The sequence below is a fragment of the Brevibacterium sp. CT2-23B genome (genome assembly GCF_013168765.1).
Lineage (GTDB): Bacteria > Actinomycetota > Actinomycetes > Actinomycetales > Brevibacteriaceae > Brevibacterium > Brevibacterium sediminis.
Map to the genome: position 1 here is coordinate 142,866 of NZ_JABBYK010000006.1, position 13,643 is coordinate 156,508.

11 protein-coding genes and 1 riboswitch are annotated in these 13,643 nt (G+C 65.7%); of the genes, 4 read left to right on the plus strand and 7 right to left on the minus strand.

The features are described from left to right. Positions 1 to 101 precede the first annotated feature (101 nt). From HIM68_RS15525 to HIM68_RS15550, 6 genes are all read right to left on the minus strand, one after another. Positions 102 to 1,820, minus strand: coding sequence for a glycerol-3-phosphate dehydrogenase/oxidase (locus HIM68_RS15525; RefSeq protein WP_139907251.1), 1,719 nt, complete (start codon positions 1,818 to 1,820; stop codon positions 102 to 104). Positions 1,821 to 2,008: 188 nt separating this feature from the next. Beyond that, complete coding sequence (locus HIM68_RS15530) at positions 2,009 to 2,986, minus strand: Ppx/GppA phosphatase family protein (protein WP_139468624.1); 978 nt, start codon at positions 2,984 to 2,986, stop codon at positions 2,009 to 2,011. 9 nt (positions 2,987 to 2,995) lie between these two features. Next, complete coding sequence (locus tag HIM68_RS15535; RefSeq protein WP_172173744.1) at positions 2,996 to 3,823, minus strand: enoyl-CoA hydratase/isomerase family protein; 828 nt, start codon at positions 3,821 to 3,823, stop codon at positions 2,996 to 2,998. A gap of 24 nt (positions 3,824 to 3,847) precedes the next feature. Then, on the minus strand, positions 3,848 to 4,969 hold the full coding sequence (locus HIM68_RS15540) for a bifunctional 2-methylcitrate synthase/citrate synthase (RefSeq protein WP_172173747.1): 1,122 nt from the start codon (positions 4,967 to 4,969) through the stop codon (positions 3,848 to 3,850). Continuing rightward, complete coding sequence (prpB, locus tag HIM68_RS15545; RefSeq protein ID WP_139468627.1) at positions 4,966 to 5,871, minus strand: methylisocitrate lyase; 906 nt, start codon at positions 5,869 to 5,871, stop codon at positions 4,966 to 4,968. The genes HIM68_RS15540 and prpB overlap by 4 nt, the downstream gene beginning before the upstream one ends. Next, positions 5,871 to 7,367 (minus strand): MmgE/PrpD family protein, encoded by a 1,497-nt coding sequence (locus HIM68_RS15550; protein ID WP_172173750.1) that lies wholly within the window; start codon positions 7,365 to 7,367, stop codon positions 5,871 to 5,873. The genes prpB and HIM68_RS15550 overlap by 1 nt, the downstream gene beginning before the upstream one ends. A gap of 195 nt (positions 7,368 to 7,562) precedes the next feature. Here HIM68_RS15550 and HIM68_RS15555 point away from each other — a divergent pair, with 195 nt between their 5' ends. Together HIM68_RS15555 and HIM68_RS15560 are read left to right on the plus strand one after the other, a co-directional pair. Further along, the gene (locus HIM68_RS15555) at positions 7,563 to 8,102 is read left to right on the plus strand and encodes a DUF4916 domain-containing protein (RefSeq protein WP_139468629.1); all 540 of its coding nucleotides are present in this window, start codon (positions 7,563 to 7,565) and stop codon (positions 8,100 to 8,102) included. A 157-nt stretch (positions 8,103 to 8,259) separates the two neighbouring features. Then, complete coding sequence (locus tag HIM68_RS15560; RefSeq protein ID WP_172173753.1) at positions 8,260 to 9,177, plus strand: universal stress protein; 918 nt, start codon at positions 8,260 to 8,262, stop codon at positions 9,175 to 9,177. Positions 9,178 to 9,213: 36 nt separating this feature from the next. On the opposite strand, the gene HIM68_RS15565 is transcribed toward HIM68_RS15560, so the two are convergent. Continuing rightward, positions 9,214 to 11,199: an FN3 domain-containing metallophosphoesterase family protein gene (locus tag HIM68_RS15565; protein ID WP_172173756.1), complete on the minus strand. Its 1,986-nt coding sequence runs from the start codon at positions 11,197 to 11,199 to the stop codon at positions 9,214 to 9,216. A gap of 146 nt (positions 11,200 to 11,345) precedes the next feature. Then, positions 11,346 to 11,454, plus strand: a riboswitch (TPP riboswitch). Positions 11,455 to 11,476: 22 nt separating this feature from the next. Between HIM68_RS15565 and HIM68_RS15570 the strand changes: the two genes are divergently transcribed. Continuing rightward, positions 11,477 to 12,106, plus strand: a complete 630-nt coding sequence (locus tag HIM68_RS15570) for an ECF transporter S component (protein WP_039206491.1) — start codon at positions 11,477 to 11,479, stop codon at positions 12,104 to 12,106. Next, positions 12,106 to 13,638: an ABC transporter ATP-binding protein gene (locus HIM68_RS15575; RefSeq protein ID WP_172173759.1), complete on the plus strand. Its 1,533-nt coding sequence runs from the start codon at positions 12,106 to 12,108 to the stop codon at positions 13,636 to 13,638. Before HIM68_RS15570 ends, HIM68_RS15575 begins: the two co-directional genes overlap by 1 nt. Positions 13,639 to 13,643 lie beyond the last annotated feature (5 nt).

A 13,643-nucleotide genomic window follows, 5' to 3' on the forward strand; every position in this document is an offset into this window, starting at 1 on the left:
GAGGGTGTCCCGGTCGATGGTCGACCCGGAGGGTGCTCCGGGGTCGGTCGATATTCGATTGTCGGTATTCGGTTGTGGTCCCGCACTTCTCTGTGAACGGTTCAGTGGAGGGTCGCACCGACCAGGGCCGCCGCCGAGGCGTCATCGTCGGTGGATTCGGCCGCGACCTGGGCGTCGACGTGGGCGTTGAACGCCTCGACCTCGGCCGTCTGCCGGTCGTCGTCCCACCCGAGGACGGGTGCGACGATGGCCGCGACCGCCTCGGCGGCGTTCTTCCCCCGGTCGCGAGTCTCGTAGTTCAGCCGCATCCGCCGCTCCAGGATGTCGCCGAGGTGGACGGCCCCCTCCGCGGCGGCCGCGTAGTGGGCTTCGACGCGCAGGTAGCGTTCGGCGCCTTCCAGCGGCTGACCGAGTTCGGGATCCTCATCGACGAGGTCGAGCAGATCCTCGATGAGGGTGCCATAGCGGCGGATGAGTCGTTTGACGCGGTCCTCGTCCCATCCGTACTTCTCCGCGATTCCGGATTGGCCGCGCCTCAGTGCACCGACGCCCTGGGCACCGAGCAGCGGCACGGATTCGGTGAGTGACCTGCGGTCCTTCGCATCGTCGCCGAGGACGAAATCGACGGCGTCTTCGGCCATCACTCGGTAGGTGGTGAACTTGCCGCCGGCGATCGCGGCGAGGGCCGGCTCGACCTCCATCACGGTGTGTTCGCGGGAGACCTTCGTCGAGGCCTGTCCTTCCTTGACGACCGGCTGGAGCAGCGGACGCAGTCCCGAGTAGACGCCGATGACATCCTCGCGGGTGAGTTTGTCGGCGAGGATGGCGTTGGCATGTTCGAGCAGGTAGTCGATGTCCTGCGAGGTCGCCACCGGTGCGTCGACGTCTTCGTTCCACGGGGTGTCGGTGGTGCCGATGACCCAGTAGCCTTCCCACGGGATGACGAAGAGGACGGACTTCTCCGTCTTCGAGATGATTCCGGTGTTCGGGTCGGCCTTGATCTTGTCTTCGGCCACGGTGATGTGCACGCCCTTCGAGGCGAGCACCTTGAGCCCGGCATCGGCCTTCGCCAGATCCTGCTGCTCTTCGGTCCAGACTCCCCCGGCGAGGATGGTGCGGCGAGCGTGGATGTCGAACTCCTCACCGGTGATCTCGTCCCGGGCGTGGACGCCGGTGACCTGATCGCCGTCGTGGAGGTAGCCGATGACGGAGACGTGGTTGGCGGCAGCGGCTCCGTAGCTCACGGCCGAGCGGACCAGGTTCATGACGAAGCGGGCGTCGTCGACCTTCGCGTCATAGTATTCGAGGGCTCCGACGGCGGCGTCGTCGGCCAAGCCCGGGAAGTGGGCGCTCAGTGCCTTCTTCCCCAGGTGGCGGTGCATCGGCACAGCCCGTTTGCGGCCCGGCCGGGTGGCCATCGTGTCGTAGAGGAGCACGCCGGAGCCGATGAAGGCCCGGTCGATGAGGCGGTGCTCGAAGGGGAATACGAAGGCGACGGGTTCGACGAGGTGCGGCGCGGTGTGCTGGAGCAGCAGGTCGCGTTCCTTGAGCGCCTCCGCGACGAGCTTGAAGTCGAGCATCTCGAGGTACCGCAGTCCGCCGTGCATGAGCTTCGAGGACCGGGACGAGGTACCCGAGGCCCAGTCCTTGGCATCGACGACGCCGACCTTGAGTCCGCGGGTGGCTGCGTCGAAGGCCGATCCTGCTCCGGTCACTCCCCCGCCGACGACGAAGACGTCGAGCGGGTCGGCCGCGCTCGTCTTCTTCAGAGTCTCCAGCGCCTGGTCGCGGAAGTTCGGGGACAGCTCACCATTTCGCATCAGCAGATTCGTGCTTTCCGTCAGAAGATTCGGGCTTTCACCGATGTCGGCACGGGCAGATCAGTGCGGGTGCCGCCTCGGCGACTAATCAAAAACTAGCAGGCGAACCTGAATTCCGGTAGCAATCCGACAGATGCGAAGGCGGCTCAACCGTGTCCGGAAACGTCGGCGTGCGACCCGCCGAAGGCTCAGTCGAGGGCGGCGACGGGCTCGACGCGCATCGCCGATGACTGTTCGGCCGAGTCGAGGAGGTCGAGTTTGCGCATGATGATGCCTTCACGCAGCGCCCATGGGGAGATGTTCATGACGCCGATGTCGAAGATCGTGAAGGCCGCCTCGGCGACGATCGCTCCGGCCAGCACCTGTCCGGCTCGGGCTTCGGAGACGCCGGGCAGGGTGGCACGTTCCTCGGGGGTGCGGGAGGCGAGGGTGTCGATGATGCCTTCGAGGTCGCGGCGGAAGAGCTTCCGCGGAGCATAGATTCCGTCTCCGCTCGGGGCTGCGCCGGCGATGCGGGCCAGCGAGCGGAAGGTCTTCGACGACCCGACGACCTGGTCGGGCACTCCGACCCTGTTGATGTCGCCGGCGATGCGTCCGATCTGCGCCCGGGCATGTTTGCGCAGGCGGTGGATGTCCTCTTCAGTGGGCATCGGGTCCGGGAGGAACTCGGAATAGGTGCGTCCGGCGCCGAGCGGAACCGACACGGCCGCCTGCGGGTATTCGTCCTGACCCGCCGCGATCTCGAGCGAGCCGCCGCCGATGTCGAGCAGCAGGATCTTCCCGGCCGACCACCCGAACCAGCGGCGGGCGGCAAGGAAGGTCACGCGGGCCTCGTCCCGACCCGACATCACGTTGAGGGTGACCCCGAGCTGAGCGTTGATCGATTCGATGAGTCCGATCCCGTTCGGAGCTTCCCTGACCGCCGAGGTGGCGAAGGCGAGGATCTGCTCCGCGCCTTGGTCTTCGGCGATCTCGACGGCATCGGCGATGAAGGAGCGCAGCCGTTCCTGCCCTTCGGAGTCGATCGTTCCGTCGTCGCTGAGGAATTCGGCGAGTCTGAGCACCTCCTTGTGCGAGGTGGCAGGCAGGGGCGGTGCTCCGACGTGGGCGTCGACGACCAGGAGGTGGACGCTGTTGGAGCCGATATCGAGGACTGCTAGGCGCATTCGCTCAGTTTATCCTCTCCGCGGGACTCCGTGAGAACGAACCTGGGGACCGTTCTGCCATGCGGATTTGGCGAAGCCGAATTCCGGCGGCTCCTTGGCGAAGAAGGCTTCCTGACCGCGGATGATCTCGTCCCGGTAGGCATCATCGAGCCACCGAGGCGGCTCCGTGTCCTCCGTCAGTTCACCGTCGAGGATCGCCTTGGCACCGACCTGGCTGAGCCGGGACAGTCCCACGATCCGCTCCCCCAGGGCCTGTGCCGTCTCGAACGGGGTGTCGGAAACTTCGTGGAAGAACCCGAGTTCGGCCATCTTCTCGAACTTCACGATCGAGGCCGTGATGAGCAGGTACCGCGCCCAGGCGTCGCCGAGGATCTCAGCCAGCCGCTTCGTGGGTCCGGCCGGGTACACGAGTCCGAGTTTGGCTGCGGTGACGCCGAAGATCGATCCGGGGGCGGCGATGCGGATGTCGCAGGCCGCGGCGATCTCCGTCCCTCCGCCCACGCAGTTGCCTGTGATCGCAGCGATCGTCGGGGTCCGCGAGTTCGCCAGAGCCGCCTCGGCGGTGGAATTGAGTTCCCAGAAATCCGCGAGTGCGACGTTGAGGTCGGCGATGTCCGAACCGGCGGAGAAGTGCCCGCCGGCCCCGGTGATCACCAGCGCGCCGATCGAATCGTCGGCATCGACGTTCGCGATGATCTGCGGCAGCGCCCGCCACATGGGCCGGGAGATCGCATTGCGTTTTTCGGTCCGATCAATGACGAGGGTTCCGACCCCACCGGAGACGGTGAAGTCGAAACCCTCGAGATCGACCGGACGGTAGGAGCCGTCTGGTCTCATATGTGTGTTCTGCCTTTCGAGAGGTCAGCCCCGGTTGTCGGGAACCTCGCGCTGGTCCTCACCGTCGTAGGCGCTCAGGGGACGGATGAGGGCGTTGTTCGCCTGCTGCTCGAAGATATGAGCGGTCCAGCCGGTGATGCGTGCCATCACGAAGATCGGGGTGAACTGCTCGGTGTCGAAGCCCATGAGGTGGTAGGCCGGGCCCGAGGGGTAGTCGAGGTTCGGGTAGATGCCCTTGCGCCCGACGAAGTCCTCTTCGAAGGTGTTGTACAGATCGAGCAGATCGTTCGCACCCTTGACGGCGACCATGTCTTCGAAAGCCTTGCGCATGGTGGGAACGCGCGAGTCGCCGTTCTTGTACACGCGGTGGCCGAAGCCCATGATCTTCGCCTTCTTGGCCAGTGCCTCGTCGATCCAGGCCGAAGCCTTATCGGCGGTGCCGACCTCTTCGAGCATCGCCATGACGGCTTCGTTCGCTCCGCCGTGCAAAGGGCCCTTGAGTGCGCCGACGGCACCGGCGACTGCCGAGTACAGGTCCGATGTGGTCGAGGTGATGACGCGACCGGTGAAGGTCGAGGCGTTGAACGAGTGCTCGGCGTAGAGGATCATCGACACGTCGAAGCAGCGCACGACCTCCTCGGCGGGAACTTCGTCGAAGACCATCTTGAAGAAGTTTGCGGCGTAGCCGAGGTCCTTCGTCGGGGCGACGGGGTCGAGGCCGTGACGGCGACGGTGGTCGATGGCCACGATCGTCGGCAGCTGGGCGTAGAGACGCTCGGCCTTCGCGAGGTTCGCCTCGGCACCCTCGGTGTCGGCCTCGGGGTCGACGGCGCCCAGGTAGGCCACAGCCGTCTGCACGACGTGCATCGGGTGGCAGTCCTTGGGCAGGCCGAGGATGAGGTCGACGAGCTTGCCATCGATCTCACGCTGGGAGCGTTCGCGTTCCTGGAATTCCGCCAGCTGCTCCTCGGTGGGCAGTTCGCCGTTCCAGATGAGGTAGGCGACGTCCTCGAAGCTGCGCTTGGCGGCGAGCTCCTGCACGGGGTAGCCGCGGTAAGTCAGCGAGTTGGTCTCCTGGACCACTTTGGACACTGCGGTGGTGTCGACCACGACACCGGCGAGGCCCTTCTTGATTTCTTCGGTCACTGGTGACCCTCCTGTGAGAAGTTGAAGACTGCGGCATCGAACTCGTTGTACGCCGCGTAGTCGATCGTGTCATACAGGTCCGCGCGGGTCTGCATGCCCTCGAGCAGGTCCACCTGAGTGCCCTTGTCCCGAATGGTCTGCAGGCCCGATTTGATCGCACCCATGGCGATGCGCAGAGTCGTGACCGGGTAGATCACAAGTTTGACTCCGACATTCGCCAACTGTTCGGTGGTGAACAGTTCGCTCTTTCCGAATTCCGTCATGTTCGCCAGGATCGGCACATCGACGCTGGAGGCGAATCTCTCGAACTCTCCGAGATCTCGCATCGCCTCTGGGAAGATCATGTCCGCTCCCGCATCGGCGTAGGCCTTCGCCCGGTCGATGGCGGCGTCGAGGCCTTCCCCGGCGCGGGAGTCGGTGCGGGCGCAGATGACGAAGTTCTCGTCTCGGCGCCCCTTGACGGCGGCCTTGATGCGCTTGGACATCTCGGCCGCGGTCACGACCTCCTTGCCGTCGAGGTGGCCGCAGCGCTTCGGGTTGACCTGGTCCTCCAGGTGCATGCCCGAGATTCCGGCGTCCTCGAACTCCTGGACGGTGCGGGCCACGTTCATGGCTTCGCCCCATCCGGTGTCGGCGTCGATGAAGGTCGGCAGGTTCGTCACTCGGGCGATATTGCGTCCGTGGTCGGCCACCTCGGTGAGAGTGGTCAGCCCGATATCGGGCAGACCCATGGCCGCGGAGAACGCGCCACCGGAGATGTAGACGCCTTCGAAGCCGGTCTGCTCGATGATCTGAGCGTTGATCGGGTTGATGGCGCCGGGGAACTGAACGATCTCGTCGCCTGCGAGCAGCTCGCGGAACTTGGCGCGGCGCTCGGCGGGGGTTGCCTGTGCGCCGAGCATCAGAAGATGCCCTTCGATCCGCTGTGCTCGAGTCCGTCGACCGTGAAGCTCAGTTCCGCAACGCCCTTGGCGTCGAGGCTCTCGAGGTTCTCGGCGAGATCGAGGAACCGGGTCTGCTCCGAATCGGAGACGATGCCCTCGGCCAGGGTCTTGAACTTCTCGATGTAGTTCGCACGGGCGAAGGGACGAGCACCGAAGGGGTGGGCGTCGGCGACGGCGATCTCGTCGGTCAGCGTCGAGCCGTCCTCGAATTCGATCTCCACGCGTCCGCCGAAGGCCTTCTCGTTCGGGTCGATCGAGTGGTAGCGGCGGGTCCACTCGGGATCCTCGGTGGTCTCGATCTTGTGCCACAGCTCGACGGTGTCGGGTCGGCCGGCGCGTTCGGGAGCGTATGAGTGCTCGTGGTGCCAGCCCTGGTCCTGCATGGCCACGGCGAAGATGTACATGATCGAGTGATCGAGGGTCTCACGGCTGGCCTTCGGATCCATCTTCTGCGGATCGTTCGCACCGGTGCCGATGACGTTGTGGGTGTGGTGCGAGGTGTGGATGACGATGCGCTTGATCTTCGAAAGGTCCTCGATCTGCCCGCCGAGCTTGCGGGCGAGGTCGATGAGCGCCTGAGCCTGGTACTCGGCCGAGTGCTCCTTGGTGTAGGTGTCGAGGATCGCACGCTTCGATTCGCCCTTGCCCGGCAGCGGGATGGTGTAGCGGGCCTCGGGACCGGAGAGGATCCAGGCGATGAAGCCGTCCTCACCTTCGTAGATCGGGTTCGGGGCTCCCTCGCCGCGCATCGCACGGTCGACGGATTCGACGGCCATCTTGCCGGCGAACGCCGGAGCGTGGGCCTTCCAGGACGAGATCTCGCCCTTACGCGACTGACGGGTCGCGGTGGTCACATGCAGGGCCTGCTGGACGGCCTGGAAGGTGATCTCGGTGGGCAGGTGGAGCAGGGCGCCGATGCCGGCTGCGGCCGAGGGGCCCAGGTGGGCGACGTGGTCGATCTTGTGCTCGTGCAGGCACATTCCCTTGACGAGGTCGACCTGGATCTCGTAGCCGGTGGCGATGCCGTTGATGAGGTCCTTGCCGCCGATGCCCTTGTGCTGGGCGACTGCGAGCACTGCCGGGATGTTGTCACCGGGGTGTGAGTACTCGGCGGCCAGGAAGGTGTCGTGGAAATCGAGTTCGCGCACGGCCACACCGTTGGCCCAAGCGGCCCATTCCGGTGAGAAGCGGTCGCTCACCGGCAGGCCGAAGATGTTGGCGCCGGGATTGAACGGGTGAGCCTGAGCCTGCTCGCGAGCGTGGGTGGGAGCGGAGCGGCGCACGGATGCGGCAGCGACGGAAGCGTTGTCGATGACGCGGTTGATAACCATTTCGGTGACTTCGGAATCGACCGGCGTCGGGTCGGATGCGACCTCGGCGATCTTCCATGCGAGCTGATCTTCGCGAGCCAGGTTCTCTGAGCTCTTGTAGGTGCGGACTTCATGATTGATCATGGATACCCCTTCATAGTCCTTGACCGGAAATGGTCACATAGTGCTGACACAACTGTAGGCCACGTCACTCGACAGGTCCCTGCCGGTCGGAAATTTATCTCGACATCAAGATATTTTACCCGAAGCGTGTCCCAGTTCACCAACGGGGTTCCCATGCTCTTCTGCCGCAAGGGATGGTTGTGGGAATATTGGGTCATGACTCGGACTGCCCTGGACTTCGACGAGAACTGGTTCGACGACGCGGAATACGCGCGCCTGCGCAGACGCATGCCGATCCCCTATGTCAACGCCATCCCGGTGCGGGTGGGCGAGACCGGCAATGTCGAACGCATCGGCCTGCTGCTGCGCAGCCTCGAGGACGGCACCCTCGGACGCGAGGTCGTAGGCGGGCGGATCCGCTTCCACGAGACGATCCGAACCGCATTGGTGCGTCATGCCGAGAACGACCTCGGCCCGATGGCGCTGCCGGTCATTCCGCCTGCGATCAGCCCGTTCCACATCGCCGAGTACTTCCCCACCGAGGGTTCGGCCCTCCTCCACGATCCGCGCCAGCATGCGATCGCCATGTGCTTCATCATGGAGGTCCGCGGCGAATGCACCCCGCGGGCCGATGCCCTCAGCCTCGATTGGCTGACCCCCGAGGAGACCATGCGTCCCGATATCGTCGGCGAGCTCTGCTACGGCCAGGACCATATCCTGCGCATCGCACTGGCCCATCTGGGCTTCCGCGTCTGAGCCGGATGCACGCCCAGGTGAGACGGACCTTCTCGCCCCACGTTTTTTCTACAAGTTGTAGAACCTTCTTGGTAGACTGAAAGCGACGCGGACGATACCGCCAGTCGGGGCCGTCGTCGGCGTCTGGGTTGGACAGGCCCCGATCGAGAGGTGCGAGATGTCTGCTCAAACCAGTTCGTCCGAATCCGGCCTCAACCTCGAACTCGGCGTCCTCGTCGGCTTCGACGGCTCGGAACTCGCCGCCCAAGCCGTCCGCTACGGCGCAGTCGAGGCCGAACGCCGCAGAACCGTTCTCACCGTCGTCACCGCGTATGAGCTGCCGACGATGATCTATCCGAATATGGCCTCCATCCCCAGTGAACCCGAGGATGACAAGGCGAAGAAGGAAGCAGAGAAGACCCTCGCCGAGGCGGTCGAACTTCTGCGCGATTACTCCGGTGAGAAGTCCTTCCGCACGGCACCCGGCAATTCCGCCGGTGCGCTCGTCACGCTCAGCGCCGATGCCGAGGTCGCCATCGTCGGCGCCCGCGGCCGCGGCGGTTTCATGGGTCGAGTCCTCGGATCCGTGTCCACGGCGCTGCCTGCCCACGCTCACTGCCCGACGATCGTCGTTTCCGAACGGTCGGCCTCGGCAACGGCCGGCAACGGCCCAGTCGTCGTCGCGGTCGACGGTTCCGACACCGGTCGGGTCGCCATGTTCACGGCAGCCGCCGAGGCCGCCTTACGCGGCACGGAACTCGAACTCGTCGTGGTGCTGCCGGCCGGTGAGGAATGGCTCTACTGGTACCCCGACCTCGAACTCAGCTCCGAGGTCACCGCGCGTCGACAGAGGCAGCTGACCGAATCACTCGAGAAGGAAGCCGCGACGCTGTCGGAGCAGTTCCCGGATCTGACGGTGACCACCTCGGTGCCGGTCGGCGATCCGACTGAGACTCTTGTCGAGATCAGCTCCCGCGCACAGCTGACGGTGATGGGCACCCGTGGGCGCGGACGGATCCGCAGCGCACTGCTGGGATCCGTCTCGCGCGGAGTCCTCAACCACGCCGAGGGTCCGGTCATGGTGGTTCCGAGCTGATCGACAGCGCCGGGTTGATCAGCACGGCTGTGCCGATCAGCTGAGCCCGGCACCTCGGCGGCGACGGCTCACCACGAGAAGTGTCGCACCGAGTGCCAGCGCTCCCGCGCCGACGGCCAAGGGCAGTGCGAGCCCACCGCCGGTGCGGGGCAGGTCTCCATCCCCACTCGCCGAGGCGGTCCCGGATGAATCCGAATCATCGCCCGTTCCTGCGGCGTTCGCCTCGGTCGCATCTGCCTCGGCTGCATCTGCCTCGGAGCCGGAGTCGGCAGTGCCGGCATCTGCTGTCCCCGAGTCTGTTCCGTTCTCGTCGTCGGTACCGTCAGACCCGACACCACCCGAGGCAGCACCGTCGGAGGCGGCGCTGTCGGAGGCGGTGCCACCCGTACCAGCGTCGTCGCTGGTTCCGGCATCCTCGGCACCTGCGTCCGCGTCGTCGCTCGTTCCTGCACTGTCGGCGTCATCATTCGCACCTGCATCATCAGCACCTGCCGCGGAGTCGGCACCCGCGCTGGCGCCGGAACCGGCGTCTGCACCGGCATCGGCCTCCGCGTCGTCATCCGGGGCTGGTTCTTCCGCCTCGGCGCGCCTGAGTTCGACATCGTCGATCTGCTCGGCTGCGGCCTGCGCCTCCGCGCGCTCACCATCGGCCGATGCCCCGCCTGCTGGCACCTCATAGGTCGTCGCCCGCAGCGCCTCGTCGCTGACCCGGACCCGCGTGAAGGCGGGCACGTCGTTGTGGACGCTCTTGCCTTCCCAGTCGAGGCCGGGAACGTAGTCATAGAACTTCGACCCTGATGACGAGGTCAGCGTGAGGTAGAGCGTCTGCCCGTCTTCTTTCTCTTCCTCGGCTCCCGCTTCGGAGCCCTCAACAGGCTTGCCTTCGCCGTCCATGAGGAAGGTGCGGTTATAGATGTGGTCGTGGCCGGAGACGACGAGGTCGATGTCATTGCGGGCCGCGACCGGAGGGATCGCTTTCCGCAGCCGCTTCACATCGAGGTCATCCCAGTGCGTGGCCGTCGAATAGATCGAGTGGTGGAACCCGAGCACAGTCCACCGTGCCTGGTCACCATGCTCGGCGACGACTTCCTCGATGAACTCGGCGTGGGCGTCCATATCCGAACTGTTCGAGTTGATGTTGAGGAACAGGACTCCGTCCTCGATGAACCAGTAGTCGCCGCCGGAGGTGATGACGCCGCCACCGCCGTGGTCCTGGCTGACATTGGGTCGGTTGAAATGCTGCTCGTAGGCTTTCGATGACACATCGTGGTTGCCGATCGTCGTCGCCTGCGGGATCGTCCGGGTCGCTTCCGGTGCCAGGTACTGAGCGTACTGCTCTTGGTTGCCGGCGGAGTTGACCTGGTCTCCCAGCGAGTAGAAGAAGCTCGGGTCGTCGGCGGTGGCCGCTGCCGAGGACAGGGTCCGGTCCCAACCGGCCGCGTCGTCGGGATCTCCGCCTCCGGCGCCGACCTGAGGGTCGCCGAAGACGAGGAATTCGTCAACGCCTCCGGACGATCCTGTGGTGAACTGCTGCACCTCGGTGAACCCGTCCTTGTCGCTGCCGACCTGGTAGGCGTATTCGGTGTCGGGTTCCAGGTTAGTCATGCTCGCATGGTTGAAGTGACGCTTGAGGTCGGTGGCAAGGCCCGAGTCCGTGGTCTCAGCCTTGTCAGCATCGGCGGGGAGCTTTCCGCCGTCGACCTCACTAGCCGGTGCCCACCGGACCTCTCCCCCACCGGCACTCTCGCTCATCCACGAGAGGTTGCGCGCCGTGGAGTCGGCCCCGACCTGCAACACGGTATCGGTGATCGCCTCGCTCCCCGCGTCCGCCTCGGCGGGCGAATCCGTCCGGTCAGGGCTCGGAGTCTGAGCAGAGTCGGCCTTCGCGCCCTGGGTCGCGGTCGCCCCTCCGGAACCGAGAGATGGCTCGGCACGCACGGGCACCGGGGCCGCCACCAGAGCGGCGAGCAGGGTGGCGGCGGACAGGGCACTGAGCGGTCTCTTAAGTCGATGCGTATTCACCCGCCCATTCCTACTGACCAGTAGTGTCCGGTTGTTCGAGGCCCATCGACGGGAATGGGAACGGGAAGTGAATCCTCGATGACCACCCCCGGCCTCCGCGTCGCCACGGATCCCGGTCGCTGCCCCGCTCCCCTGTTGTACAGTGGTGGCTACGACAGGGGAGCGCCGTCAGGGGCGCTGAGAGTGCAGAAGAAGCTGCAGACCCTCGAACCTGATGCGGTTAGCACCGTCGAAGGAAGTCGAGACTCTTCACCCCTCCTTGAAATGAGGAGGCACAATGCCGAAAACCACCACGCCGAACACCACCCCCACCCCTTCACGTGCCTTCACCGCGGCGCCGAAATCCAAACAGTGGCGGGTGGTCGACTATGTCACCACCGCCGTTCTCGGCATCGCCGTGGGACTCGTGTTCTGGGTGTTGGCGCTGAGTTGGAAGGTCCTCGAACTCGCCTTCCAGGCATTCCCGCCGTCGATCGGCCTCATCGCCGGGCTCTGGGTGCTGGCCGGTCCGCTCGCCGGTGCGATCATCCGCAAACCCGGTGCCGCGCTCCTGTGCGAACTCATCGCGGCCATCGTCGAAGCCGTCCTCGGCTCCCACTTCGGAGCAACCGTTCTGCTCTCGGGTCTGCTGCAGGGCCTCGGTGCCGAACTCGTCTTCGCCGCCTTCGGCTACAAGCGCTTCACCCTGTGGGTCACCGCCGCATCGGGCATGCTGGCGGCTGCGTTCATGGCAGTGAGCGAGAACATCATGTACAACGCCGAATGGCAGTTCGGCTTCCAGGCGATCTACGCAGTCTGCGCGATCGTCTCCGGCCTCGTCATCTCCGGGATCGGCGCCTGGTTCGCCTACCGGGCGATCGCGGCTACCGGAGCGCTCAGCTCCTTCGCCTCAGGCCGACTGCGCTGATGGCGCTGCCGATCACGGCCGCCGGCTTCTCATGGACACACACCGACCGTGACCAGCCGGCAGTCGGACCGCTCGATCTGCAGATCACGGCCGGAGAGAAAGTGCTGCTGCTCGGCGCCTCCGGGGCCGGCAAATCGACGTTCCTCCACGCCGTCGCCGGTGTCCTGCCCGAGGAATCGGGTGAGGCCACCGGTGAACTCCTCGTCGGCGGTGAGAAACCGGATCCCCGCCGAGGCAGCACCGGGCTGGTCCTCCAAGATCCCGATTCTCAGGTGATCTTCTCCCGCATCGGTGATGATGTGGCGTTCGGGATGGAGAACCTCGGACTCCCGTCCGAGACAATCGACGCTCAGGTCCCCGAGTCCCTGCAGGCGCTGGGACTCGATCTGCCGCCGGAGCATCCGAGTGCCGCTCTGTCCGGTGGGCAGAAGCAGCGGCTGGCTCTGGCCGGGATCCATGCGATGGCCCCGGAGGTCATCGTCCTCGACGAACCGACGGCCAATATCGATCCCGCCTCAGCGACCGAGGTCCGCGATGCCGTGCTCACCGTGCAGGCCGAGACACAGGCGACCATGCTCGTCGTCGAACACCGGGTCGAGCTGTGGATCGATCACGTCGACCGGGTCATCGTGCTCGGCCGCGACGGCATTGCTGCCCAAGGTCCGCCCGCGCAGATCTTCTCCGATCCGGACCTGACCGACACACTCGTCGACTGCGGAATCTGGATGCCGCGGCACTCCCCCGACCCGCGCCGAGGCGGAACCGCGGGAATCGATCGGACGTCGGGCCGCATCGGCGAGGTTCTGCTGCGCACCCATCGGCTCAGCGTTGCTCGACCGCGCATGGCCACCCCCGCCGCGACCGACCTTGACCTGAGCCTGCGTGCCGGTCAGGCACTCGGAATCGTCGGTGCGAACGGGGCAGGCAAATCGACCACGGCCCTGACCCTGGCGGGCCTTCTGCCCGAATTCTCCGGACAGGTCCTCGCCGAGGCGCCCCTGCGGGACGGAGCCAAACGGGCCCGGCCATTCGCCTGGCCGTCGAAGCAGCTGGCGGCGCACATCGGCATGGTCTTCCAGGAACCGGCACACCAGTTCCTCACCTCGAGCGTGGCGACCGAACTCGAGCTGGGCCCCCGACTGGCCGGATGGTCTGCCGCCGAGTCGCAGGCACGGGTGGATGAGCTTCTTGAGGGACTCGGTCTCACCGGGTTGGCGCAGGCTCATCCGCAGAGTCTCTCAGGTGGGGAGAAGCGACGCCTGTCGGTGGCAACGATGCTGGCGCCCCGGCCACGGGTGCTCATCGTCGATGAGCCGACCTTCGGTCAGGATGCGCTGACGTGGGCGGGGTTGGTGGAGATGTTCCTCGATGCCTTGGTACACGGTTCCGCGGTGGTCGCGGTCAGCCACGATCAGGCGTTCCTCGAGGCCATAGGTGCCGATGTCCTCGAGCTCGGTGGCTGCCTGAGTGCAGATCGCGATGTCGTCGACGAGTCGGAATCGCGTGTCAGGGCGGGTGATCGCGGTGAGTGAGAGTC

Excerpts from the sequence above, each read along its gene's own strand:
- prpB (WP_139468627.1), bottom strand. The coding sequence starts at position 5,871 with ATGCTCGGCGCACAGGCAACCCCCGCCGAGCGCCGCGCCAAGTTCCGC.
- HIM68_RS15550 (WP_172173750.1), bottom strand. The coding sequence starts at position 7,367 with ATGATCAATCATGAAGTCCGCACCTACAAGAGCTCAGAGAACCTGGCT.
- HIM68_RS15555 (WP_139468629.1), top strand. The coding sequence starts at position 7,563 with ATGACTCGGACTGCCCTGGACTTCGACGAGAACTGGTTCGACGACGCG.
- HIM68_RS15570 (WP_039206491.1), top strand. The coding sequence starts at position 11,477 with ATGCCGAAAACCACCACGCCGAACACCACCCCCACCCCTTCACGTGCC.
- HIM68_RS15535 (WP_172173744.1), bottom strand. The coding sequence starts at position 3,823 with ATGAGACCAGACGGCTCCTACCGTCCGGTCGATCTCGAGGGTTTCGAC.
- HIM68_RS15530 (WP_139468624.1), bottom strand. The coding sequence starts at position 2,986 with ATGCGCCTAGCAGTCCTCGATATCGGCTCCAACAGCGTCCACCTCCTG.
- HIM68_RS15560 (WP_172173753.1), top strand. The coding sequence starts at position 8,260 with ATGTCTGCTCAAACCAGTTCGTCCGAATCCGGCCTCAACCTCGAACTC.
- HIM68_RS15575 (WP_172173759.1), top strand. The coding sequence starts at position 12,106 with ATGGCGCTGCCGATCACGGCCGCCGGCTTCTCATGGACACACACCGAC.
- HIM68_RS15525 (WP_139907251.1), bottom strand. The coding sequence starts at position 1,820 with ATGCGAAATGGTGAGCTGTCCCCGAACTTCCGCGACCAGGCGCTGGAG.